Raw genomic sequence first — 21784 nt, 5'->3', positions numbered from 1 at the left:
ATCCTGTACTGACTCCGAAGCCAATTGACGAATGGCCGGATTAGACGAACGTGTCAGTCGTGATGCGATAGTGCAATTTCTTCGAGCTCTCCAGAGTAAGTTGCTGCTTAAAAGAAGACATAAGTGATGCAGTCCGGCTTCAGTGTTGGATTGGTTTTTTATTGTATGCACCGTGGAGTGAGTATTTATATGAGTGTTGTATTCTATGTGTCAACTTATAAGGGTGAGCAGGTATATCCTTGTGTTGTGTTAATAAGATCGGATTGGGATGACTTTTCTTATAAAACAAATTTTTATTTGCAATTTTTTGAGTCTGAAGCTTCAAAGCCAATAAAGGTGGGCGCGACAAAGATTGCGAAATTAGGTCAAAAGCCTGGGCGCATGGATATACCTGATAAGTTTAGTAGACTTGATGAGATTTATTTTTCTTTGGGACAATCAGATGAGTACTATGAAAATATAAAAAACCTCCCCGGAGGCTATGGTTCAGAAATTTTGGTGGCGCTTTGTGATTTAAGATATAACACTGAAAAAATAGAAAAAGTCCGGTATCAACTAGTATTTAAGCGATCGTTGGTTAGAAATTTGGGTGCTTTAAAGCTGGTGTCGGAGGGGGAAGGGTTAGCGACCTCTGGTGAAAAAAAATTAAGCGCGGATAGTGTTGTCAAGAAACCAAAATCAATTGGTTTTGTTGAGGGTTTTAAAATTGATTTTTCTTGCAGTTTACAAGGATCTGATCAAATAACTGAGTGTGATTTTAGTTTTAGTGATGATTTGTATATTCCGGGAAGAATAAATGTTGTGGTTGGGAAGAATGGAGTAGGTAAGACACAACTTTTAGCGAATTTGGTTGGCGCGGTTACGGGTATTGGTAAAACCGAGCATATTTCGGATTCTCGAGCAAGAATATCTAAGGTTTTTGCAATTTCTTATAGCGTCTTTGATAAATTTTTCATGCCTAATGATGTCAAAATTCCAAGGTCTACGCGACGTCAGGATTTCTTGGAGAATTATGCTAAATACGAATACATTGGGATTCGTGATAAGAGTAAGAATGAGCTATTGTATAGGGTGGTTGGTTCGACAACTTTAAGTAAAAAATTTATCGAGGCGATTAGAAAGATTAAAGCGGATAATGCTCTAGACTCATGGTATGAGGCGATGGCGCCTATATTTAACGAAGCTAATCTCAGTCCTATGGCTGAAAATGAGCGCCTGTTGGCGGCTAATTTTAGGCGAATGGGCGCAGGCCATAAAGTCTCTATATCTATTTTGACGTGTTTGTTTTCTAAGCTTGGCGAAAATTCATTAGTCGTCATGGATGAGCCGGAAAATCATCTGCATCCAAGTTTGCTTTCATCCACAATGCATGCATTAAGGTCTATGCTGGAAGTAAAGAAGAGCTACGCTATTGTATCTACGCACTCTCCGATAGTTATTCAAGAAACACCGGCAAAATTTATTCGTGTGATGTCAAAAATTCAAGGCAGCACAAGGGTTGATGAGATGATGTTAGAGTCTTTGGGGACTAGTCTCGACACCTTGGCATCAAATATTTTTGGTATTCATAGTGAAATGCCTGACTATAGAGCTGTTTTGAAGCGATTGGCTGTCAATGGGTTCAGGTTGTCTGAAGTGAACGAAGCGTTAAAAAATAGATTGAGCGCGGAAGCCGCTACTTATTTTTTGAGTGTGGGGGGTGAGATGTGAAAACATCAACTTCTCCTTTGAAGTTTAATGATAAAGCAGATTTTAAAAAAGCGGTTCATAAGCAACGGAAGTCTCGAAAGGCAGCTCTTGTTGCAAAGGAAGTTCAGGCGAGTGCCAAAATTGATGCGTATAGAACTGATCTGTCAGGAGGGGTTATATCAGCAATTGCTTTGAGTCCGATTGAACGCAAAGCGTATTATGATCTTTATACCAGTAAAGCTGCTGAAGTGTTAGGAATTAAGAAGAGTGTAATAGATCTATATGGTGGCATGAAACTGTGCCCGTATTGTCAGATAGATACTCACAAGGATCTTGATCATTTTTATCCAAGGAGTGTTTTTCCCGAGCTTTCTATCTCTTCTCAAAATCTTGTCCCTGCTTGTAGCGCTTGTAATACTACGTATAAAAAAACAAAGTGGGGTAACGGTAACAGCAGGAGTTTTATTCATCCTTATTTTGATGCGGTCCCTGATGTACAGTTTCTATTTTGCACAGTATCTTTATTGCCAGGTAAACTGTACAAGATTTCTTATTGGCTTAAAAGAGATCCGCTCGTAAGTACGAGTGTATTTGGTCTGATATCTCGTCATTTTATTGAGCTCAATCTTGAGGTTAGGTATATCGCTAAAGCTTCGTCAGAAGAGGTTCCTAAAATTGCGCGAATTATTGAAGGTTATGCGAGCTATGATGATCGTCTTAGAGAGTTGAGCAATTTTGTTAATCAGCAGTGCGTTGCGAATTTGAAAAATACATGGGCTCATGCTTTTCACCAAGCACTGTCTCCGCATATGGGTCTCATATGTAGGTAGGAATAATTTTGCTAATAGGTGGGGGGCAGGGGGGAGCTCTTGTTGGAGATTTGATCTCACGACTTACGATGTGGTTGTTGTGGCTTTTAGTTTTGTTGTTTTTAGGTTTGTAATTTTAAAAAATTTAGGAGGGCTGATGTCTTATCAATCGTATTGGAAGTCTGAGTTTCAATCGTGTTTAACCAGCATGAAAGGAAAAGGTAATTTAAAATACTGGGAGGAAGTTTCTGATAGTTTAAGTACGGCAGGTGTGGAGGTTTGGGAATATGTCTATCGTTACTATTTACTGAATCCGGCAGCTTCAATTTTAGTTTTTTCCTCGGTTTATAAAAAGACTGATAGGTCTAGAGAGGTAAATAGTGATGCAGTCAGAATTGTTTATGAATGGCAAACTAAAAATGGGCTGAGGTATTCAAAGGTCGCAAAAAGATACAGAGTTGAGAATTTATTTTTGAACTTGGAGGCCTCGTTGGTTAAGGCGTCTGAGTCTAGCTTTGACCTTTATCAATATGAGTGGGTAAATAATATACAAGAGACGGATATTTTACGTTAGCGATAATGAAATTGCTGTTTTGAATTAGCATAGTGTTGATCTGGGTTCGGCTAGCTCAGCATTTTTTCCTGACGGGGGCGTCAGCGGCTTCTTGGTCACTCTGCTGGTCGCTAACCGGTCTGGATGGCCAGTAAAGCCGCGGCTATTAAGGTAAGGCGTTTATTGCATTCTCTTTGATGTGGGGGGCTCCGTGCGTGGGCATCATAGGGATCGATTGGGTAATGCGATAGAGCTTTCCGAGCGTTTGGCACGCGAATGACGGCGTTGACGCGCATTCCCCACGGGAATGCAGCACATAAAATTAATGCATTTTTCTTACTGCCACGGTTAACGTAATTTGCGTCAAGGCCACGGAGAACCGCCTTGAATTCATCTTCACCCAACCCTGCTGACAAATTCGATACCTCAAGAGCCAACGAGTACGCACGACAAAGCCGTATCGCGCTGGCGGGCTATGACGCGTGCCAGGACCTGGCAGCGTGCATGCTGGCGGCAAGCCTTGGCGATACCCCTTCGGCCAAGGTACTGGTGGTCGGCGCCGGCGGTACGGCGCAGGAGATCATCGCCATGGCCAGCCTTGAACCGGAATGGCGCTTTATGGCGGTTGATCCCTCCCAACCGATGCTCGACGCGGCAAGGCAGCAGTTGGAGGCCAACCACTTGCTTGATAGAACAACCCTGCATCTCGGGCCGCTTGAAGACCTGGCAGCAGATGCGTCATACGACGCCGCCACCTTGATCGGTGTGCTCCATCATCTGGAGGGTGATGACGCCAAGGACCGGATGCTGCAATCGATTCGCGCGCACCTGAAACCGGGGGCACCGCTGATCGTCGCGGGCAATCATTACGCGTATGCCAGCCAGCCGTTGCTGCTGGCGACATGGGGGCAACGGTGGCGTCAGCATGGCGCCACCCCGGACGAAGTGAAAGCCAAGCTCGGCAAAATCCTTCAAGGCGCTGACCCGCCACATTCCGAAGCGGCGGTTCAGAAACTGTTGCACGACGCCGGGTTTGGCGATGCGACCCGTTTCTTCAGCAGCCTTTTCTGGGGCGCTTGGTTGACGTGCAAAGTGGGGTAGCGAGGTGTTCCACCATACTCAGTAACCCGTGGCGCGATTCAGATCGCCCGGAGAGTAGCCAGCCGCCGACGCCAATCGCCGCCATGCCGAAGGTGGCATTCTTCTTCAGAGTCGAAACTGACGCAGCGGGCAATGTTCGGGACGTGCACGTCAGCGTCATCCAACGCGGCGGTGGTCAGCTCGCGCATACGGGCGTCCGCCCCGGTCGCGATGGCGTGAGCCTTGCTCGCGACGTTGTCGAACACCCAAATCACCCGCAGGCTTTGGGGAAACGCGCGGTAGTCAACGGTGTGGGTCAGCCATTCGAAGCCCGGGATTTCGGTTTTTGCGATCTCGCAGGCGTCGGTCAGGGTTGCGATGAGGCGGCGTTCGATACGGGCGTGGTCGCGTGAGGCAGGCGGCATAAAGGAAGTCCGTGAGTCCTGGGAGTGGGTTGGGGCGTCAGGCGCGAAGCGGCCCCGTTCTTTGCTTCAAAAGAATGGGACTGCTACGCAGTCCAGCGGGAGCAAGCTCCCTCGCCACAGTTATTGGCGCTGTCTTAATTGGCCGGCATTGGGCAGAGGGGCTCGGTAGACATCAGCTTTTTCCTGAGTAGGGTGGGTGGTGCGCTTATTCTTCAGGGTTGATCAACGATCTCAACGTATGGTCCTCCCAAACGCCAGCAATCTTCAGATAGGCTCGCGCATAACCTTCGTTTTCAAACCCCAGCGACTCCAGAAGGCGTTCACTTCGCACATTGCGGGGCAAATGATTGGCCATGATCCGGTGAAGCCCCAACTGCTCAAAGCAATGACGGTTAGTGACCTGAAGTGTTCTTTTCATCAGGCCACGGCCCTGGGCAGATTCCGCCAACGAAAAGCCGAGATGACAGGCCTGAAAAACGCCCCTCACAATGTTCGTGTAGTTACACCGCGCTAGAACCTCTCCGCTCTCGGGTTCAAGCAAGAGGAAACACAGAGCGTTGCCAGCCTGCATATTGTTTACCTGCTGCTCGACCCTGGCCTTGGCGTTGCCAGTGGTGAAGTATTCCTCATCCCTGAGCGGCTCCCAGGGTTGCAGATGCCTGCGGTTGACGCTTTCGTAACGGCTGATCCTCTCGAAATCGTCGCGGCACAATGGCCGAAGGCAGTAGCCCTCAACGCAATAATCCATAAGCCCCTCCAGATTTACCAATGGCCCCCCACCTCACTGCGTAGCCGCACAGAATAGCGCCGCTACGCGTAAAGCGAGCCCTTTCACTGCAAACAGGTCTACCATGCCAGCCCCGGCAGTGGTTCCACTCGCTCCCGAACTCCATTTTTCAAGGTAGCGATAATGTCCATCGACCAGATCTCCCTCCCCAAAGGCGTCGGCCCCCACGCCGCCAAGCTTCTTGACGCTATTACAGGCGCCTCCACCCATGAAGAACTTAACCGTGCTGGCGGTAAAGCCGAGGGTTTCGTGCTGGGGCTGGAGGCCACCAAGGCGATCAAAAGCCAGATTGCAGAGTCGTTGTATGTGGCGTATGACGACGCGGCGAGCAATCGGGCTGGTGAACTGAAGGGGTAGTGCACGTCAGCCCATGGTTCCGGAATGAGCGCCAATCGCCGGAATAGGCTGACGAACATAATAATTGTCGAATTCACTGCTTTCGATGAGCTGGAAGCCATGGCGGGTATAAAAGTGATTCGAAGCGCTTTCCTTGAGAGCCCCCACCTTAATAGGAAGCGCAGCCGCATCCGCCTCTTTGAAAATCTGAGAGAGAACAGCAGACCCTACCCCTGACCCTTGCGCGCCCGGCCTTACATACAAGTGGTCGAGCAAGAGTTCATTTTGGTGATGTTTGACCACTACGAACCCCACCCGCTCTCCAGCTGCCTCGATATAGCGTGTATTGCGAGCTTCAAAGCCGCCAAGAAACCGCTCCCGCGCACGCACAGGGTCAAATCGCCCAACACGCTCCAGACTTTCGCGCATGGCCTCAATTCGAATGGCTACAAGATTATCCAAGTCGCTTTGTTGAACTGGGGCCAAAATGATCGGGGAATTTTGATTGGGTGCGACGGGCATATTGTGTGCTCCAACTACCATCCTGGGGGCCCAGTATAGAGAGCCTGATACTGATGAAGCGACCCGCATGGTATGTTCACGGCATAAATGGAGTTACGGCCCCCAGGAAGGAAATTGCAATGCCAGTGGACACCCACCCAATCCGCATTCTCTCGCAACGCCTGAGCATCGAGCCCTTCTGCGAGCAGGACGCTGTTGAGTCCTTCCCTTGTATCACGCCGACTCTGACTCGCTACATGTCCTGGGAACCGCCTGCCTCGCTAGAAGAGTACGCGCAAGTCTGGGGACGGTGGCTGCCTGCAATAGCGGATGGCAGCGACATTGTGTTTACGATCAGAGAGCGGGTGAATGCCCGTTTTACCGGCCTGGTCGGGCTGCACCATACCGGCAGTGAAACGCCGGAGTTGGGTATCTGGATCCGTGAAGATAAACATGGGCAGGGGTTTGGTGGTGAAGCGGTGCAGGCGGTTGTTCAGTGGGCTAACAAACGGTTTGCGGCAAAGCACTTTATCTACCCTGTTGCGACGCAGAATCGTGCGAGTCGGCGTATTGCCGAAACTTTGGGGGGAGTTGTCATTGAGAGGCGGATGTCGGAAAAATATGAGTCGGTTGTGTATCAGATACCGGTGGTTTAACTCTGGGTATCAGGTTGGTCGGAGGCCTGCTTTCGGCCAAAAGCGGCCGATCGGCGTACTGTATGGGTGCGGAAAATTTCTTTGAGGGAAAACCCTCATTGCTGGGCCTGCGTCACGCTATTAGCATTGATTTCGACAATCGGCCCATTCGTAGGAGAAAACCATGACTACCTTGCAGAGTGACGACAAGCGCCCCACACCGGATCAGGCAGAGGACAATGCCTTTTTCCCCTCTCCATACTCGCTAAGCCAATTTACCTCGCCAAAATCTGATTTGAGTGACGCGGATTACCCTAATCCTTACCAAGGTGGCCGCTGGAAGATATTGCTGATCGGCGCCGACGAGCGCTATTTACTGACCGACAACGGCACCATGTTTTCCACCGGTAATCACCCGGTCGAGACGTTGCTACCCATGTACCACCTCGACAAAGCCGGCTTCGCGTTCGACGTTGCGACCCTGTCAGGCAATCCGGTGAAGTTTGAATTCTGGGCCATGCCTTCCGAAGATACCGAGGTAAAGAATTTCTACGCCAAATACCGCGAACAGTTCAAAAAACCCTTGAAGCTTTCCGATGTGGTCGAAAAGGCACTGGGCGAGGATTCGGATTACATCGGGGTTTTCATACCCGGCGGACACGGCGCGCTGATTGGATTGCCGGAGAGTGCCGACGTGAAAGCGGCTTTGCATTGGGCAATCACCAACGACAAATTTGTGATTTCCCTATGTCACGGCCCAGCAGCAATGCTCGCGGCGGGTATTGGAGAGTCGAGGGATTCCTACATTTTCAACGGCTACAAGATCTGCGCATTTCCAGACAGTCTCGACGCAAAAACGCCCGACATCGGTTATATGCCTGGGCATTTGACCTGGAAATTTGGTGAGCAATTGAAAGCCCTGGGAGTTGAGATCGTCAACCAGGATATTTCAGGTGCAACGCTCCAAGACCGCAAGTTGCTGACCGGCGACAGCCCACTGGCAGGCAATAATCTGGGCAAGTTGGCAGCTGAAGCATTGTTGAAAGAGGTCGCATCGTAGTGAGCGACGGGCCGGCCGAAACAGCGATGCGAGCTGCTCTGGAGATAGAGACGGCGCGCACACTTGAATCAATCAAGAAAGCCGTCAGGGGTTTTGCCACACCCTACGGCTATGATCGATTCGTGTTGTTTTCTGCATCGCCGGCAAGTGAAGAAGTGGTTGAGCATATCTACTGGGTCGAAGGCGATTGGTTCGATAACGGTCGATCGGTGGATGCCGAGACTTATGTTCGACATTGTCCGGTGACTCGCCACCTTCTGAATGCTCGGCAATCCTTCTTCTGGCAGAAAGAACAGGTCAAGGGAGAAGAGCGCTACCGGGTGATTCGTTCTCCAGGTGATCCAGGGATTCAGGGGTTGCAGGTACCAGTTTTCGGCCCGCAGGGGCTTGAGGGCGCGATGAGCTTGGGGGGTGAGCCGGTGGATGGAAGCGCGCGGGTTCGCTTGGGACTAAGCCTGGTTGCGACGGCCGCTTTTTTCGCAGCTAGGGGGTTGCTTGAGGCTCCACTGGACGAAGCGTTACAAAGCCTTTCCCCGCGAGAGCGCGAAGTCATGGAATGGACGGCTGCCGGAAGACGGCAAGCGGATATTGCAGCAACTCTCGGTTTGTCGGAGCGTACGGTTGAAAATCACCTGCGCTCAGCGCGCCGACGTCTGGGCGTGACAACGACAGCACAAGCCATCAGGATGGCCATCCGTAACGGCGATATCGATGGTTAAGGACGCGGCGAGATCGAGTGGTGGAACGTTTGGACCTCCGAGTAATTTCCTCAATGGGCTGATCTGAATGTCGGCTATTGGCCGATTGCTGCCCCTGGCGAGAGGCATAAAACGGCCAAAGGCGGACATCAAAGCAGGGAGAAATAAATCCTCCCATTTACCCCCGGTCTCGCCTCCTTCCGACTAGTAAGTGCTCTGGCCGGCATGAGGCGACCCCGTATTAGCACGTGCAGGTGCAGTAGGCTCATACGGGACAAATGATTTACGAGAGAATCGGGATGTCAGCCAGCATGTCCTTAAGCGTGATGGCATCCCACGGCAGATGCTCGGTGATACCTAAACCAACTACATCAGTCGCACTGGACACATCGTTGATCAATCGCACCACTTGGGCCGCGCTCATTTTCCCTGCTGGAAAAGCCTCATAAGGATCGCTCGCCGGGTTGGGCTCACCGAAGAACACCGAGCGAAACTCAGTCGGGTTCAGAACATCCAGGTCAAAGTGGATGGCCAGATGCTTGATTTCGTTGAGACGGATCCACTCCAGTACGCTTTCACTGGACGAGATCAGCGCTTCTGGTGTTGCAACACTCAGACTGTGGCGTTCGATGAATTCAGCTTCCTGGCGGGTCAGACCATCCTGCCGCAGCCCTGCAAACATCACCTTCTTCGGATCAATGTGCACCTTTACTTGAGCTGCCAGCGTTGCGTCTCCTTCACCGAGCAGGTTGGCCATTACCATCGTGTGGGCGTTGCAATACTCTTTCGGGTTTTTGATATCCGGGTGTGCATCTATCCAGAGGATAGCGAGCTGGCCGTCGTACCGTTCGTTGAGGTAAGCGAACGGGGCTTGGTCGACCAGGCAGTCGCCTCCAAATACCACTACGCGGTCTGGGCGATGCTCATTAAGTACTTCAGTTGTTGCCTGGAGCTGCTCCATGATCGCTTCACGATGGGCTACGCCATCCTGAATCACCGTCTTCTGCCCGGTATAGGGCTTTACGGGAATCTCGATCAGAGGGCTGGTACTGGCCGGTGCCAGGAAGGCTAGTAGCTCTGCACCGAACCCGGTTGGCGGATTGTCACCACCTTGCCACTGGGGAATCTTCAGGCGAAGTGTTTTACGTGGGCCGGCCAGCTCGATGGTAAGCTCGCTTTCCTTAACGCTGGCAATCGGCTGGAGCACATCACCGTTGAACGGACGCATTTCAAGCTGAGCTTCCAATCGGTTTGGCAGGTCTGGGTTAGCCAGGGCTGCTTTGCCAATGGCTAAAACGCTCGCGCCTGCATCCAGCACCTTGCCGGCACTCTCAAGATCTTCCAGGCCGCCATTGGCAATGATCGAAACGCCAGGGGCGTAACGGTGCGCGAGCGACACCAGGGTATCCTGGCCTTCGGGGAAGGCTGGCTTTGAAGCATCGTATTCAGTGACATGGATGAAGTCTGCGCCTGCTTGCGCAAGAGCACTGAAAATGATCTGCGCGTCAGCTTCGCCGCCCGGCCACTTACTGGTGAAATCGTTCACCTTGCCTTGTGAGATCCGGATGCCGACCCGAGCTAACTGACCGATTTCCTTTTTGACCTTCTCTACGATTTCCGCCAGCAGCGAGACCCGCCTCTGGGTATTTCCACCCCAGCGATCGGTGCGTTTGTTGGTCTCGTAGCTTAGGAACTGATCGAGCAAATAGCCGTTGGCACCGTGAATCTCGACGCCGTCGAAGCCCGATATGCGTACAGCGCGAATCGCTGAGCTGACGAAGCCCTCGACGATTTCAGCGATTTGCTGCTCGCTCAATTCTTTCGGTTCGGCGTAATCGCCCTTGCCGTAGTAGAAACTCAGTTGCTGACCCTTTGGCTTGATCGCCGAAGGCGCGACGGTTTCGGTGCGAAAACGATTACTCTGGCTGAGCGCGCCCGAGTGCATTATCTGAGCGAAGAAACGGCTGCCCCTGGCCTGAACCGCCTGCACGGTAGCCACCCAGGCGTGCGCTTGTTCGTCGTCAGCCAAGCCAGGCTGGAATGCGTATCCCTGGGAGTAATTCCTGTCGGTATAAAGCCCTTCGGTAGTAATCAGACCGAAACCACCCTGTGCGAAGCGCAGGTAGTACTCATGCATCGCCGCAGTGATTTTGCCATGCTCAGTGGCAGTGACGCGGGTCATGGGGGCAACAGCAAGATGGTTCTTCAGCTTCAAACCGTCTATTTGAGTGGTTGCCAAAACTCGAGGTATTACTTGCGCAGTCATGATCTCAGTCCTCATCAAAATTCTTGGACTGTTGGACGAATCACGATTTCGTTGATGTCCACGTCCTGGGGTTGTTCGATGGCATAGGCGATGGCGCGGGCGACTGAATCGGAGGAAATCTGGTTGGCCTGATAGAAGCCTTTCACCACCTCCGCAGTATCGCTATCGCAGGTGTGGTGCTTGAGCTCAGACTCAACCGCGCCGGGAGAGATGATTGTCGAGCGGATGTTATGGCCAATCTCGCTGCGCAAGCCTTCAGCGATCGCCCGCACAGCGAACTTGGTGGCGCTGTAGACACTGCCGATGGGTGCAAAGACCTTGATGCCGGCTACCGACGAAATATTGATGATATGCCCGCTGTTCTGAGCCTCGAAGCGTGGCAGTACGGCCGCGATACCATAGAGCACGCCTTTGATGTTGATGTCGATCATGCGATCCCATTCATCAACCCTGAGCTTGTTGATCGGCGCCAGCGGCATGGTGCCGGCGTTATTAACCAGCACATCGATTCGGCCGAACTTCTCGACGCCGGCGGCTGCCAACGCTTCCAGATCCTCTCGACGCGTCACATCCGTTTGCACCGCGATGGCTTGGCCACCCTCAGCAGCAATCTCTGCGACTATTTGATCAAGGCGTTCCAGTCGGCGAGCACCCAGAACAACCTGTGCACCCGCACGAGCCAGGAGGCGAGCTGTAGCCTCGCCCAAACCGCTGCTGGCTCCGGTAATGATGACAACTTTGCCTGCGATATTTGATTGGCTCATACGAAGAATCTCCGTTGTTGGAAAAGGTGCGTTACACCCTACCCGTCAATGACCAACCAAATAATGGGTAAACTGCTTATTTATAAACAACCAAGAGTTGCCTATGGATCGTCTTCGAGCTATCGAAATCTTCATCAAATCCGCCGACCTGGGCAGTTTTTACAAAGCCGCCGCAGTGCTGGGTATAACCCCTCAAGCCGTCAGCAAGGCCGTTCGTCAGCTGGAGGCAGAGTTAGGATTGCCGCTGTTCCGGCGTTCGCGGCGCAGCTCAAGCCTGACCGAAGAGGGGCGCACCTTCCTCGAACGAACCCGAGGCGGGGTTGCGGCACTGGCATCGGCATGGGAACAGACCCGACAAGCCACTGCGTCTGACCAGGGGCTCATTCGTCTGACAGCACCATTGAGCTTATGTAAGAACCTCATGCTGCCACTCATCAAGAGCTTTCAGCAGGCACATCCAGATGTTGAATTCGATCTGGTGGCGGAGGATCGATACACAGATATCGTGAGCGCCGGCATTGATGTGGGCTTCAGATCAGGTTTCTCCCCCGAAGGGCAGCTCGTGGTGAGGGAACTGATGCGACTCCAACTGATCGCCTGTGCCTCTCCAGACTATCTGGATCAACACGGCGTTCCTGCCACGCGCATGGATCTGGTCAACCATGAGTGCATTGGCAGTCGTAGGCCGAATACCGGTCGGGTCATTCCTTGGGAATTCAACGTCGATGGCATCGCCGAGTACGAGCCTGTCCATGTCTCGTTCTGTACCAATGACGTAGGTACCGAATTGCAAGCCGCTTTGGCAGGCATGGGGATAGGCATGATCGATGGCATCATCGCCGCTCCCTATCTGCGCAGCGGTGAACTAGTTCCTCTGTTCTGCAGTAGCATCAGCGAGCGATACGCGATCTTTCTTTATCATGCCCATCAGCCTGACATGCCTCGGCGCGTCCAGCGCTTCATTGAGCACGCGGCCCAGTATATTAAACAGCAGGCCGACAGTTTCCGCTTTGATGAAAAACAGCTTTCAGCTTTGCATCTGGGATACGTAAAGGAACTTTAAAAACCATTCAAACAGTCAGGGCGAGAATATGTAATCACTCTTGGCAGGTCCGAGAGCCAAGAGTGACTGATCCAAGCGCCACTGCCATCTTCCTTACTTACTGCAGATATCGAAGAGGCTGATTCGTACCACAGATGGAGATTTGCAAAGATCTGCTTCTGGCCGAAAGACTGACAAGTCTTGAGCGTACGCTTTTGGCCGGTTAGCTAACGTTGCTCCGATTAGCCATCCTTGTCCTTCCACACGTGGAGGACTTGTCATGAACATCATCGCTACCTGCAGACGTCAGCCCCGGAACAAAGGAAAACTGGTCGGGCAGAAAACCCCACTCCGACTGAGAGATATCTGGGCCATCCGAGTAAGGCTTCAAATTGCGGAAAGAACCCGAGATCTGGCTCTCTTCGATCTGGCCATCGACAGCAAGCTTCGAGCCTGCGACTTAACCAAGCTCCGCGTGCGCGACGTTGCTCATGGCGAGCACTTATCATCACGAACCATGGTGATGCAGCAGAAGACGCAACGGCCTGTGCAGTTTGAGATCACTGATCAAACACGATCTGCTCTCTGGGCCTGGATACATCGGGCCCAGCTACGCAGCGAGGACTACCTTTTTCCTAGCCGGCTGCATACTTCAGACCATCTATCTACTCGTCAATACGCTCGTATCGTCTAAGGCTGGGTGAAAGCCGTGGGCCTTGATCCAGCCATGTATGGCACACACACAATGAGACGTACGAAGGCATCACTGATCTATCGCAGGACGAAGAACCTGCGGGCGGTTCAGTTGCTGCTCGGCCATACGAAGCTGGAGAGCACTGTTCGATACCTGGGGATTGAGGTCGATGACGCCCTGGAGATGGCGGAACAGACTGAGGTTTGACCATGCATAGCGACGGTCGAAGTTAGACCGTCGCTAACCGGCCCGCTCGTCGACAGAGACGTCGACTACGCGGACCGCATTGGTATCACTGACTTAATCGTCAAGGCTTTCGGGAAGCAGAGTGCTTTGTCCGCGATAGTCACCTTGGATGAAACGTTTCATAGGCAATCCTGCGTTATCACTTTGGGCAATCGGAGCAACGTTGGAAGACTCTTGATGTACTCTGATGCAAGAAAGTAATGCTAGTAAATTTGGAGCTTAAGGATCTGCCTATGGATGTGATTTCAGCGCACCAATTTTCTACAAATCACCGTACTCAAATTGAGGCAAGCGATCACTGTGGCTGTTTTTACTGCTTAGGTGTGTTTTCGCCCTCTGAAATCACTGAGTGGGTTGATCTAGATAGCACTGCTCTGTGTCCGAAGTGCGGGATCGACTCGGTCATCGGTTCAGCATCCAGTCTGCCGATTACCCCTGTATTTCTTTCGAAAATGCACGAACACTGGTTCTAGAAGATCCCGTCATTCGAGGGCATCCCTTCGGTTTGAGATCTACAGACTAGCTTTACCTCAGTGCCGAACGTTCCTGCTAAGTATTTACACACTCTGGGCCGAAAGCAGTCGCCGCTCTCCTCATCGCAGAGGGCTTTGTGCCGAGGCTGAATCCACCAAAGCCATCAAGCGCCAACTCGCCGAGTCGTTGTACGTGGCTTACAACGACGCGACGAGTTATCGAGCTATTGAATTAAAGGGCTAATCATCACCCAGGGCACGGCACTTCGCGGTCGAGGAGTCTGGCGGTAAGCAGTACGCCCAGTTCGCTCAGTTGGTGGATGGCGAGGGCGATGTCGCGGTGTTTGCCGTTGAGGTCTTCGGACAGTTCGAGCAGCAGGGTGCTGACGCTGGTGAAGGTTTCGTAGCTGTTGGTGATGAGGGTTTCGTTGCTGGCGTTGGGGGCAACGTTGAAGAGGGCACTTGAATCTGATTTGAGCATGTTTGAATTCCTGTTTAGGGCCATCATCCTTTAGCTACTAAACATAAGGGTGGCGGCTGTGCGCAGGTTAGTAGACCGGGGAATCCAAACGAAGCCGGCGCACCCGAAGGTGCCCTGCACACAGCCACCATCAAACACAGACGCAATGCCTGATCGGTGAAGCTTGTGCACGTTGTTTGGATTAACCTTCAGGCTACTAAACCCGATCACTGAACAATTCAGCGACCGAGCCACCTTAGAGACGGCCACCCCAGCGCACAAGCCGGCGGATTCTGACGCACGCGTAGGCAATGGAGCAAGGCGCGGTGTGGAAATCGGATTTTGCCTTCAGGCGCTACGTTATCGTTTGGGTTTTTCGCGAGCAAGCTCGCTCCTACAGAAGTGCCATATTCCGGTGTTATGGTTGGCGCTGACGATGGAGGACTGAACATGACATTGACTGTCGACACCTTGCTCGAATTGGCCATGGCCAACCCTATCAATGCGCAAATCACCGCGCGCCTGCCGGATCTGGGTGTGCAGCAGTGCATGCTCACGGCGGGCTGCCTGTTCCAGGCGGTGTGGAACCATCAGGCGAATCTGCCGGCGGCTCAGGGCGTGAAGGACTATGACGTTTTTTACTTTGACGAGGACCTGTCCTACGAGGCGGAAGACGCGGTAATTCGTGCGGCGCAGGTGCTATTCCAAGACCTGGGGGTGAATGTGGAGGTCAGGAATCAGGCGCGGGTGCACCTTTGGTATGGGCAGCGGTTTGGCCGGCCCTATCCACAGTTGCATTCGGCCAGGCAGGGCGTTGATCGGTACCTGGTGGCGGGCACGTGCATTGCGCTGGAGATTGCCTCCGGCGAGGTGTATGCGCCTTATGGCTTGGAGGATGTAGAGCAGGGGGTGTTGCGGATCAACCCTTTGCACGCAGAGCCCGAGCTGTTTTTGCACAAGGCCAGGAGTTATCAGGCGCGTTGGCCGTGGCTCAAGATTGTCGAGCCGGGCTGAGCCCCCGCTCACAAATCCAGTAACCCCCCGAGTACGCCGCAGCCTATCACCACCAACCATGGCGGCAGCTTCCACACCATCAGCGCGACCAGTGCGAGCAACGCCAGGGCCACGTCATACCCGTTGAAAATCGCGCTGGTCCACACCGGTTGGTACAGCGCCGCCAACAACAGGCCAACCACCGCCGCGTTCACCCCGGCCAGCGCCGCCTGGGTGCGCGGGCTTTTGCGCAGGTTGGCCCAGAAGGGCAAGGCGCCGAAGATCAGTAGAAACGAGGGGGCGAAGATCGCCAGCAGGGCGATCACCCCGCCAAGCCAACCGCTCGGGGCGTGGGTCATGGAGGCGCCGAGGAAGGCGGCGAAGGTGAACAGCGGGCCGGGCATAGCCTGGGTGGCGCCGTAACCGGCGAGGAATACATCGTTGCTGACCCAGTGGCTGGGCACCACTTCGGCTTGCAGTAGCGGCAACACTACGTGGCCGCCGCCGAATACCAGCGCGCCGGTGCGGTAGAAGGCGTCCACCAGCGCCAGCGTGGGGTTGAGCGCCCATGCGGAGAGGAGTGGCATGCCTATAAGCAGCAGCAAAAACAGCATCAACCACAGGGCTCCGGCACGGCGGCTGATGGCGATGGGCAGCGCGTCGGGCTCGGCACTGCTCTCGGGCTTGAACAGCAACAGGCCGGCCACGCCTGCGACCACCATGACCCCGACTTGAGCCCAGGCGGAGGGTTGCAGCAGCACCACGCAGGCGGCGATCAACATCAACGCCACCCGTAAAACGCCTCGGCACAGGTTGCGTGCCATGCCCCATACGGCCTGGGCCACCACCGCTACGGCGACGACCTTGAGGCCGTGCAGCGCGCCATGGGGGAGGGCGCCGCCGTAGTGGGCCAGCCCCAGGGCAAACAGGATCAGGGCGATGGCCGACGGCAAGGTGAACCCGGCCCAGGCTGCCGCCGCGCCCCGGTAACCCGCGCGGGACAGGCCCAACGCGATACCGACCTGGCTGCTGGCCGGGCCGGGGAGGAATTGGCAGAGGGCGACCAGTTCGGCATAGCTGCGCTCGCTGAGCCAGCGGCGGCGGCTGACGAACTCTTGGCGAAAATAGCCCAGGTGCGCAATCGGCCCGCCGAAGGAGGTGAGGCCCAGGCGCAGGAAGATCAGGAACACTGACCAGGGGCTGCTGCGGTGATCGGCAAGCTGGGGCAAGGGGGCGTCTCGGGCAACGATGCTGGATGTTGCCGACCATAACCAATTTTCATGACGCGCAGAAGAGCGGGTATTTTGCTGCTCCCATTGAATTTATCCGCGGTTGCTTGAGTCACTCAAAGCAGTGCATTGTTTTTCCATCCACAGGACCTCAAGGACCGACCATGACCTTTTTAATCTTCCTACTCGCCTGCGCCGCCGCCGCCAGTACCGGTGTGATCTTCAAACCCGGTGCCTGGTACGAATCCCTGGTCAAGCCCAGCTTTACCCCGCCCAATTGGCTGTTCCCGGTGGCATGGACGATCATCTACCTGCTGTTGGCCTGGGCCGGTTACCGCTTGACCCTGATCCCCGGCAGCGAAATGGTGTTGGCCTTGTGGGCGGCGCAGATTGCATTGAACACGCTGTGGACGCCGGTGTTCTTCGGTGCCCATCGGTTGTTCGCCGGGATGGTGATTATCGTGCTCTTGTGGCTCACCGTGGCAGCGATGGTGGTGCTGGCCGTGCGCCTGGATTTGATTACCGGACTGATCCTGTTCCCGTATCTGGCGTGGCTGTGCGTGGCCGCGGCGTTGAACTTCTCGATCCTGCGTAATAATCGCTGATGGCTTACCAGCATTGGCCCGCCAGCGAGCCCGAACTGGCCCAGATGCGCCGCTTCAATCAGAAACTGGCGTGGATGCCGCGTTTTAAAGTCCGCAACCGCGTGACGCCGCGCATGATCCAGGCACTGCTACGCGCCAGCCAGACGTTCAAGAAGGCGCCCGTGGTTGAGCTGAAAAGGCTGGGCACGGTGCCCGTGCGCATCTTGCGCCCCAGTGGCAAGCTCAAAGGCGTGGTGCTGGATATCCACGGCGGTGGCTGGGTGATCGGCAATGCGCAAATGAATGACGACCTTAACCTCGGCATGGTCAACGCTTGCGATGTGGCGGTGGTGTCGGTGGATTATCGGCTGGCGGTGGATACGCCGATCGAAGGGTTGCTGGACGACTGCCTGACGGCTGCGCGCTGGCTCCTGGCGGATTGCCCGGAGTTTGCCGGCCTGCCGGTGTTTTTCGTCGGTGAATCGGCCGGCGGGCATCTGGCGGCGGCCACCTTGTTGGCGCTCAAGCAATGGCCCGAGTTACTCCAGCGGGTAAGCGGCGCGGTGTTGTATTACGGCGTCTACGATTTGACCGGCACGCCCAGTGTGCGCACGGCCGGGCCGGGCACCTTGTTGCTGGACGGTCCGGGCATGGTCCAGGCGCTGCGCCTTCTAACGCCGGGGATCAGCGACCAGACGCGCCGGCAGCCGCCGTTGTCCCCTTTGTATGGGGACTTTGAGGGGCTGCCGCCAGCGCTGATGTTCGTGGGCGAATTGGACCCGCTCAAGGATGACACCCTGCTTATCGCCGAGCGATGGGCGGCGGTTGAGGCCCATCTACTGCCGGAAGCGGCCCATGGGTTTATTCATTTTCAGGTGGCGATGGCCGATCGCGTGTTGGCTTACGCTCGCCAGTGGATAGCGGGTCGGATCCTTGGCGATGAGCGTTAGTATCGAGGCGGTGCAGGCCGCTGACATTCCCCAGGTGCTGAGCTTCGCTTTGCAGGCGCGTGATGAACTGTTTCCGTCGCTCAGTGCCACCGGTGTTCCTCACGATCTGGCGCAGTTTGAAGCCATCTACCTTGAGGGCGGCGGGCGGTTTTTGATTGCCCGTGCCGAAGGCCGGATAGTTGCCTCGGTGGCTTATCGGCCCTACGACGGCCGCTTCCCACAGTTGAACTACCAGGGGCGCAAGACGGTGGAAGTGGTGCGCCTGTATGTGCTCCCGGCAGTGCGCCGCCTGGGCCTGGCGGGCCAGTTGTACCGCTCGCTGGAGGCGCTGGCGCGGGCGAATGGCGTGGAGGTGATGTACTTGCACACCCATCCGTTTCTGCCCGGCGCGATTGATTTCTGGCGGCGGCAGGGGTTCGAAGTGGTGGATGTCGAGGCCGACCCGATCTGGCAAACAACCCATATGCACCTGCCTCTGTAGAACCAATGTGGGAGGGGGCTTGCTCCCGATGAGGGAGTGTCAGCAAACACATCTATGACTGACCCACCGACATCGGGAGCAAGCCCCCTCCCACATTTTGATCACAGTTGGCTGTCAGGCTGTCACCAGAACAAGCTGCTCCAACCTACAGGTTCAGTTGGAGCGCAGACGCAGGATTTGCGCACCGTCGAACGGGTCTGTCAGGTAATGCCCCTGCACCCCGAAGGTCTCTTGCAAACGCTGCGGCGTCAGCACTTGCAGCGGCGCGCCCAGCGCCACCAGTTGCCCGCGATCCAGTACGGCCAGGCGATCACAGGTCAGCGCCTGATTCAGGTCATGCAGCGCAATCAAGGTCGTCACCGGCAAGCCTTGCACGCCTTTGAGGATCGCCAGTTGATGCTGGATATCCAGGTGATTGGTCGGCTCGTCCAGCAACAAAATCTGCGGCCGTTGCGCCAGGGCGCGGGCGATGTGTACGCGCTGACGCTCGCCACCGGAGAGGCTGCGCCAGGCGCGTTGGCTCAGGTGGGTGGCGTCTACGTCGTGCAGGGCCTGGTGCACGATGGCATCGTCTTCGCGCGACCACGGACTCAGCGCCGACAGCCACGGCGTGCGGCCCAGGGCCACGGCATCGAACACGCGAATGGCGTCGTCGGTGTCGGCCTGTTGCTCCACGACCGCCAATTGTTGCGCGATGGTGCGGCGGGGCAACTCACCCAGCGGCTTGCCACCCAGGCGAACATCGCCGCTGGCCGGCACACGTAATCCAGCCAGCAATTTGAGCAGGGTGGATTTGCCTGAACCATTGGGCCCGACGATGCCGAGGGTTTCACCCAACTGCACGTCCAGGTCAACGTCACGCAGCAACTGCGCCTCACGCACTTTGAAGCCCAGGCCGCTGCAACTGAGCACGCTCATCGCGCATTCCTCCGGCCAATCAGGATCAGCGCAAACACCGGCGCGCCCACCAATGCGGTCACCACACCCACCGGAATCACCTGGCCCTTGATCAAGGTGCGCGACAGCACGTCCGCTGCGATCAAAAACAGCGCGCCACCCAAGGCGCTGGCCGGCAACAAGCGCGAATGCCCGGTGCCAAGCAACAGGCGCACCGCGTGGGGAATCACCAAACCGACAAACCCGATGGAGCCGACGATGGACACCATCACCGCCGTCACCAGCGCAGCGCAGGCCACCAGCACAAATTGCACGCGGCGCACCGGGATGCCGAGGGAGGCCGCCGAGTCGCTGCCGAAGGTAAACGCATCCAGTGCGCGACGGTGCCACAGGCACACCGCGAGCCCCACGACCGCCACCGGCACCGCCAACCACACCGATGGCCAGCGCACGCCGCTGAGGTTGCCCAGCAGCCAGAACATAATGCCGCGGGCTTGTTCGGAGCTGGCGGACTTGGTGATCAGGAACGCGGTCAGGGCATTGAACAACTGCGAGCCGGCGATGCCCGCGAGGATGATCTGCCCGGTGCCGCTGGACGATCCGCTGGCCCGCGCCAGCAGCGTCACCAGCGCAAACGCCGCCATCGCCCCCACAAACGCGCCGGCCGATAACGACACCAGGCCACCGCCCACGCCAATCAAGGCAACGAGTACCGCGCCGGTTGACGCGCCGGCGCTGATGCCCAGCAGGTACGGATCGGCCAGCGGGTTACGCAGCAGTGATTGCAGGATCACGCCGCATGTTGCCAACCCTGCGCCGCAGGCTGCGGCCACCAGGGCACGGGTGAGCCGATAGTTCCACACCACACCTTCGTCGATGGGGTCCAGCACGAAGCCTGCGCCCCAGATTTTATTGGCGAGCACCTGCAGCACCACCTGCGGTTCGATGGCAGTTTCACCGATGGCGACGCCAGCGAGTAGGGCGAGCAGCAGCAACGCCAGGGCGAGTAGGGTGCGCATCATTGGCCCAGGTTATAGCCGTCGATGGCGGCGGCCAGTTGTTCAAGGCCTTCGAAGGTGCGCAGGCTCGCCTGCAACGCCAGGGCGTCGAGGATGATGATGCGGTTGTTCTTCACCGCGTCCATGTTGCGGGTCACGGGGTCGCTGCGCAGGAAGGCGAGTTTCTTTTCATGGTCGTCGGCCGGGTAGCGGCGGCGGTCCATGCGTGCGATCACCAGGAAGGTGGGGTTGGCCTTGGCGATGGTTTCCCAGCCGACGGCGGGCCACTCTTCATCGGACTGCACGACGTTACGCAGGCCTAGGGTTTGCAGCATGAATTGCGGCACGCCCTTATGGCCGGCTACGTAAGGGTCGCTGGCCATTTCGGCGCTGGAGAACCACACCAGTGCGCTGGCCTGCTTCAAGCCTTTGCCCTGCGCCGTAGCGACGGATTTGGCCAGGCGCGCCTTGAGTTCGTCGGCCAGTTGTTGGCCGCGATCCTGTACGTCGAAAATCTGCGCCAGTTGCTGGAGGCTCTGGTAGATCGTCTCGATGCGAAAGGGCACCAACCGGGTGCCATCGGCGCCCACCAGGTTGTCTTTGCCTTCGCAGTCGGACGGCAACAGGTAGGTGGGGATCTTCAGTTCATGAAACTGCTCACGGGTGCCGACCACGCCTTGGGGCCCTACCACCCATTCCAGCTCGGCGGCCACCAGTTGCGGGCGCTTGGCGAGTACGGCTTCGAAGCTTGGCTCGTTGTTGGCCAGGCGCTCGATGCGGTCGTCCTGGGCCTTGTACTGCGCCGCCACGTTGTTGAACCACAGCGAAGTGCCGACCACCTTGTCGCCCACGCCCAGGGCGTAGAGCATCTCGGTGGCGGCCTGGCCGATGGTCACGCTGCGGGCGGGGGCGTGCTGGAAGGTCAGGGTGCTGCCGCAGTTTTGCACGGTCAACGGGTACTGAGTGGGCGCGGCTTGCGCCAGGGCACACATACCCAAGCCTGCGATCAGGGCGGTAACGCGTGGCAGCATGAGGCGATCTCCTTGTGAACCGTAGGTGCAGCAGGGGAGGTACGGCTCGGAAATACGCCCATGGACGCTGCTGATGGGCAGGGCCAGGATGTCCTTCCCGGAC

The 21784-nt window shown here is 55.7% G+C and carries 23 protein-coding genes and 2 pseudogenes; 14 read left to right on the top strand and 11 right to left on the bottom strand.

The annotated features are described in order from the left end of the window. Nucleotides 1-189: 189 nt before the first annotated feature. From LJX92_RS17755 to LJX92_RS17740, 4 genes are all read left to right on the top strand, one after another. On the top strand, nt 190-1710 hold the full coding sequence (locus LJX92_RS17755; RefSeq protein ID WP_228308742.1) for an AAA family ATPase: 1521 nt from the start codon (nt 190-192) through the stop codon (nt 1708-1710). Next, the gene (locus LJX92_RS17750) at nt 1707-2519 is read left to right on the top strand and encodes an HNH endonuclease (RefSeq protein WP_228308741.1); all 813 of its coding nucleotides are present in this window, start codon (nt 1707-1709) and stop codon (nt 2517-2519) included. The genes LJX92_RS17755 and LJX92_RS17750 overlap by 4 nt, the downstream gene beginning before the upstream one ends. 136 nt (nt 2520-2655) lie before the next feature. Continuing rightward, entirely contained in the window at nt 2656-3072 is a 417-nt protein-coding gene (locus tag LJX92_RS17745; protein WP_228308740.1) for a hypothetical protein, read from the top strand. 363 nt (nt 3073-3435) lie between these two features. Continuing rightward, a complete protein-coding gene (locus LJX92_RS17740) occupies nt 3436-4152 on the top strand; it encodes a class I SAM-dependent methyltransferase (RefSeq protein ID WP_228308739.1) in 717 nt (238 codons plus the stop codon). Nucleotides 4153-4190: 38 nt separating this feature from the next. Here LJX92_RS17740 and LJX92_RS17735 read toward each other — a convergent pair whose 3' ends face one another. Together LJX92_RS17735 and LJX92_RS17730 are read right to left on the bottom strand one after the other, a co-directional pair. Then, nucleotides 4191-4556, bottom strand: a complete 366-nt coding sequence (locus LJX92_RS17735) for a hypothetical protein (protein ID WP_228308738.1) — start codon at nt 4554-4556, stop codon at nt 4191-4193. A gap of 205 nt (nt 4557-4761) precedes the next feature. Further along, nucleotides 4762-5304 (bottom strand): GNAT family N-acetyltransferase, encoded by a 543-nt coding sequence (locus LJX92_RS17730; RefSeq protein ID WP_032880211.1) that lies wholly within the window; start codon nt 5302-5304, stop codon nt 4762-4764. A 162-nt stretch (nt 5305-5466) separates the two neighbouring features. Between LJX92_RS17730 and LJX92_RS17725 the strand changes: the two genes are divergently transcribed. Next, nucleotides 5467-5700 (top strand): hypothetical protein, encoded by a 234-nt coding sequence (locus LJX92_RS17725; protein ID WP_003192651.1) that lies wholly within the window; start codon nt 5467-5469, stop codon nt 5698-5700. A gap of 6 nt (nt 5701-5706) precedes the next feature. Here LJX92_RS17725 and LJX92_RS17720 read toward each other — a convergent pair whose 3' ends face one another. Then, a complete protein-coding gene (locus LJX92_RS17720) occupies nt 5707-6201 on the bottom strand; it encodes a GNAT family N-acetyltransferase (protein ID WP_228308737.1) in 495 nt (164 codons plus the stop codon). 119 nt (nt 6202-6320) lie between these two features. Between LJX92_RS17720 and LJX92_RS17715 the strand changes: the two genes are divergently transcribed. From LJX92_RS17715 to LJX92_RS17705, 3 genes are all read left to right on the top strand, one after another. After that, nucleotides 6321-6836, top strand: coding sequence for a GNAT family N-acetyltransferase (locus LJX92_RS17715; protein ID WP_228308736.1), 516 nt, complete (start codon nt 6321-6323; stop codon nt 6834-6836). A 163-nt stretch (nt 6837-6999) separates the two neighbouring features. Then, complete coding sequence (hchA, locus tag LJX92_RS17710; protein WP_032880215.1) at nt 7000-7875, top strand: glyoxalase III HchA; 876 nt, start codon at nt 7000-7002, stop codon at nt 7873-7875. Then, the gene (locus LJX92_RS17705; protein ID WP_032880216.1) at nt 7875-8594 is read left to right on the top strand and encodes a PA1136 family autoinducer-binding transcriptional regulator; all 720 of its coding nucleotides are present in this window, start codon (nt 7875-7877) and stop codon (nt 8592-8594) included. Before hchA ends, LJX92_RS17705 begins: the two co-directional genes overlap by 1 nt. Nucleotides 8595-8856: 262 nt before the next feature. Here the strand turns inward: LJX92_RS17705 and LJX92_RS17700 are convergent, their stop codons facing one another. The 3 genes and pseudogenes from LJX92_RS17700 to LJX92_RS17690 form a co-directional block, all read right to left on the bottom strand. Next, nucleotides 8857-9534, bottom strand: a complete 678-nt coding sequence (locus LJX92_RS17700; protein ID WP_416309146.1) for an arginase family protein — start codon at nt 9532-9534, stop codon at nt 8857-8859. 207 nt (nt 9535-9741) lie between these two features. Then, nucleotides 9742-10839 (bottom strand): annotated as a pseudogene (locus LJX92_RS17695) (HisA/HisF-related TIM barrel protein); the annotation flags it as partial. 14 nt (nt 10840-10853) lie between these two features. Continuing rightward, the gene (locus tag LJX92_RS17690) at nt 10854-11603 is read right to left on the bottom strand and encodes an SDR family oxidoreductase (protein WP_032880218.1); all 750 of its coding nucleotides are present in this window, start codon (nt 11601-11603) and stop codon (nt 10854-10856) included. A gap of 103 nt (nt 11604-11706) precedes the next feature. Between LJX92_RS17690 and LJX92_RS17685 the strand changes: the two genes are divergently transcribed. Together LJX92_RS17685 and LJX92_RS17680 are read left to right on the top strand one after the other, a co-directional pair. Next, on the top strand, nt 11707-12666 hold the full coding sequence (locus LJX92_RS17685) for a LysR family transcriptional regulator (RefSeq protein ID WP_032880219.1): 960 nt from the start codon (nt 11707-11709) through the stop codon (nt 12664-12666). Between the two features lie 259 nt (nt 12667-12925). After that, nucleotides 12926-13546, top strand: a pseudogene (locus tag LJX92_RS17680) (tyrosine-type recombinase/integrase). A 759-nt stretch (nt 13547-14305) separates the two neighbouring features. On the opposite strand, the gene LJX92_RS17670 reads toward LJX92_RS17680, so the two are convergent. Further along, nucleotides 14306-14539: a DUF6124 family protein gene (locus LJX92_RS17670; RefSeq protein ID WP_228308735.1), complete on the bottom strand. Its 234-nt coding sequence runs from the start codon at nt 14537-14539 to the stop codon at nt 14306-14308. A gap of 429 nt (nt 14540-14968) precedes the next feature. On the opposite strand from LJX92_RS17670, the gene LJX92_RS17665 reads away from it, so the two are divergent. Continuing rightward, nucleotides 14969-15532: a nucleotidyltransferase family protein gene (locus LJX92_RS17665; RefSeq protein WP_216091825.1), complete on the top strand. Its 564-nt coding sequence runs from the start codon at nt 14969-14971 to the stop codon at nt 15530-15532. 8 nt (nt 15533-15540) lie between these two features. Here LJX92_RS17665 and chrA read toward each other — a convergent pair whose 3' ends face one another. After that, a complete protein-coding gene (gene chrA, locus LJX92_RS17660) occupies nt 15541-16740 on the bottom strand; it encodes a chromate efflux transporter (RefSeq protein WP_228308734.1) in 1200 nt (399 codons plus the stop codon). A gap of 164 nt (nt 16741-16904) precedes the next feature. On the opposite strand from chrA, the gene tspO reads away from it, so the two are divergent. From tspO to LJX92_RS17645, 3 genes are read left to right on the top strand one after another with little or no spacing between them, the layout of a single operon-like run. After that, entirely contained in the window at nt 16905-17345 is a 441-nt protein-coding gene (gene tspO, locus LJX92_RS17655) for a tryptophan-rich sensory protein TspO (protein ID WP_228308733.1), read from the top strand. Beyond that, complete coding sequence (locus tag LJX92_RS17650) at nt 17345-18274, top strand: alpha/beta hydrolase (RefSeq protein WP_228308732.1); 930 nt, start codon at nt 17345-17347, stop codon at nt 18272-18274. Before tspO ends, LJX92_RS17650 begins: the two co-directional genes overlap by 1 nt. Beyond that, nucleotides 18264-18755 (top strand): GNAT family N-acetyltransferase, encoded by a 492-nt coding sequence (locus LJX92_RS17645; RefSeq protein WP_228308731.1) that lies wholly within the window; start codon nt 18264-18266, stop codon nt 18753-18755. The genes LJX92_RS17650 and LJX92_RS17645 overlap by 11 nt, the downstream gene beginning before the upstream one ends. A 153-nt stretch (nt 18756-18908) precedes the next feature. Here LJX92_RS17645 and LJX92_RS17640 read toward each other — a convergent pair whose 3' ends face one another. From LJX92_RS17640 to LJX92_RS17630, 3 genes are read right to left on the bottom strand one after another with little or no spacing between them, the layout of a single operon-like run. Next, complete coding sequence (locus tag LJX92_RS17640; RefSeq protein WP_228308730.1) at nt 18909-19673, bottom strand: ABC transporter ATP-binding protein; 765 nt, start codon at nt 19671-19673, stop codon at nt 18909-18911. Next, on the bottom strand, nt 19670-20674 hold the full coding sequence (locus tag LJX92_RS17635; RefSeq protein WP_228308729.1) for a FecCD family ABC transporter permease: 1005 nt from the start codon (nt 20672-20674) through the stop codon (nt 19670-19672). The genes LJX92_RS17640 and LJX92_RS17635 overlap by 4 nt, the downstream gene beginning before the upstream one ends. Further along, nucleotides 20671-21681, bottom strand: a complete 1011-nt coding sequence (locus tag LJX92_RS17630; RefSeq protein WP_228308728.1) for an ABC transporter substrate-binding protein — start codon at nt 21679-21681, stop codon at nt 20671-20673. Before LJX92_RS17630 ends, LJX92_RS17635 begins: the two co-directional genes overlap by 4 nt. Nucleotides 21682-21784: the final 103 nt, after the last annotated feature.

The organism is Pseudomonas sp. HN8-3 (assembly GCF_020790195.1).
Taxonomy (GTDB): domain Bacteria; phylum Pseudomonadota; class Gammaproteobacteria; order Pseudomonadales; family Pseudomonadaceae; genus Aquipseudomonas; species Aquipseudomonas synxantha_A.
Note: the sequence above shows the minus strand (reverse complement) of the source record. Positions and strands in the feature narration are given on the sequence as shown.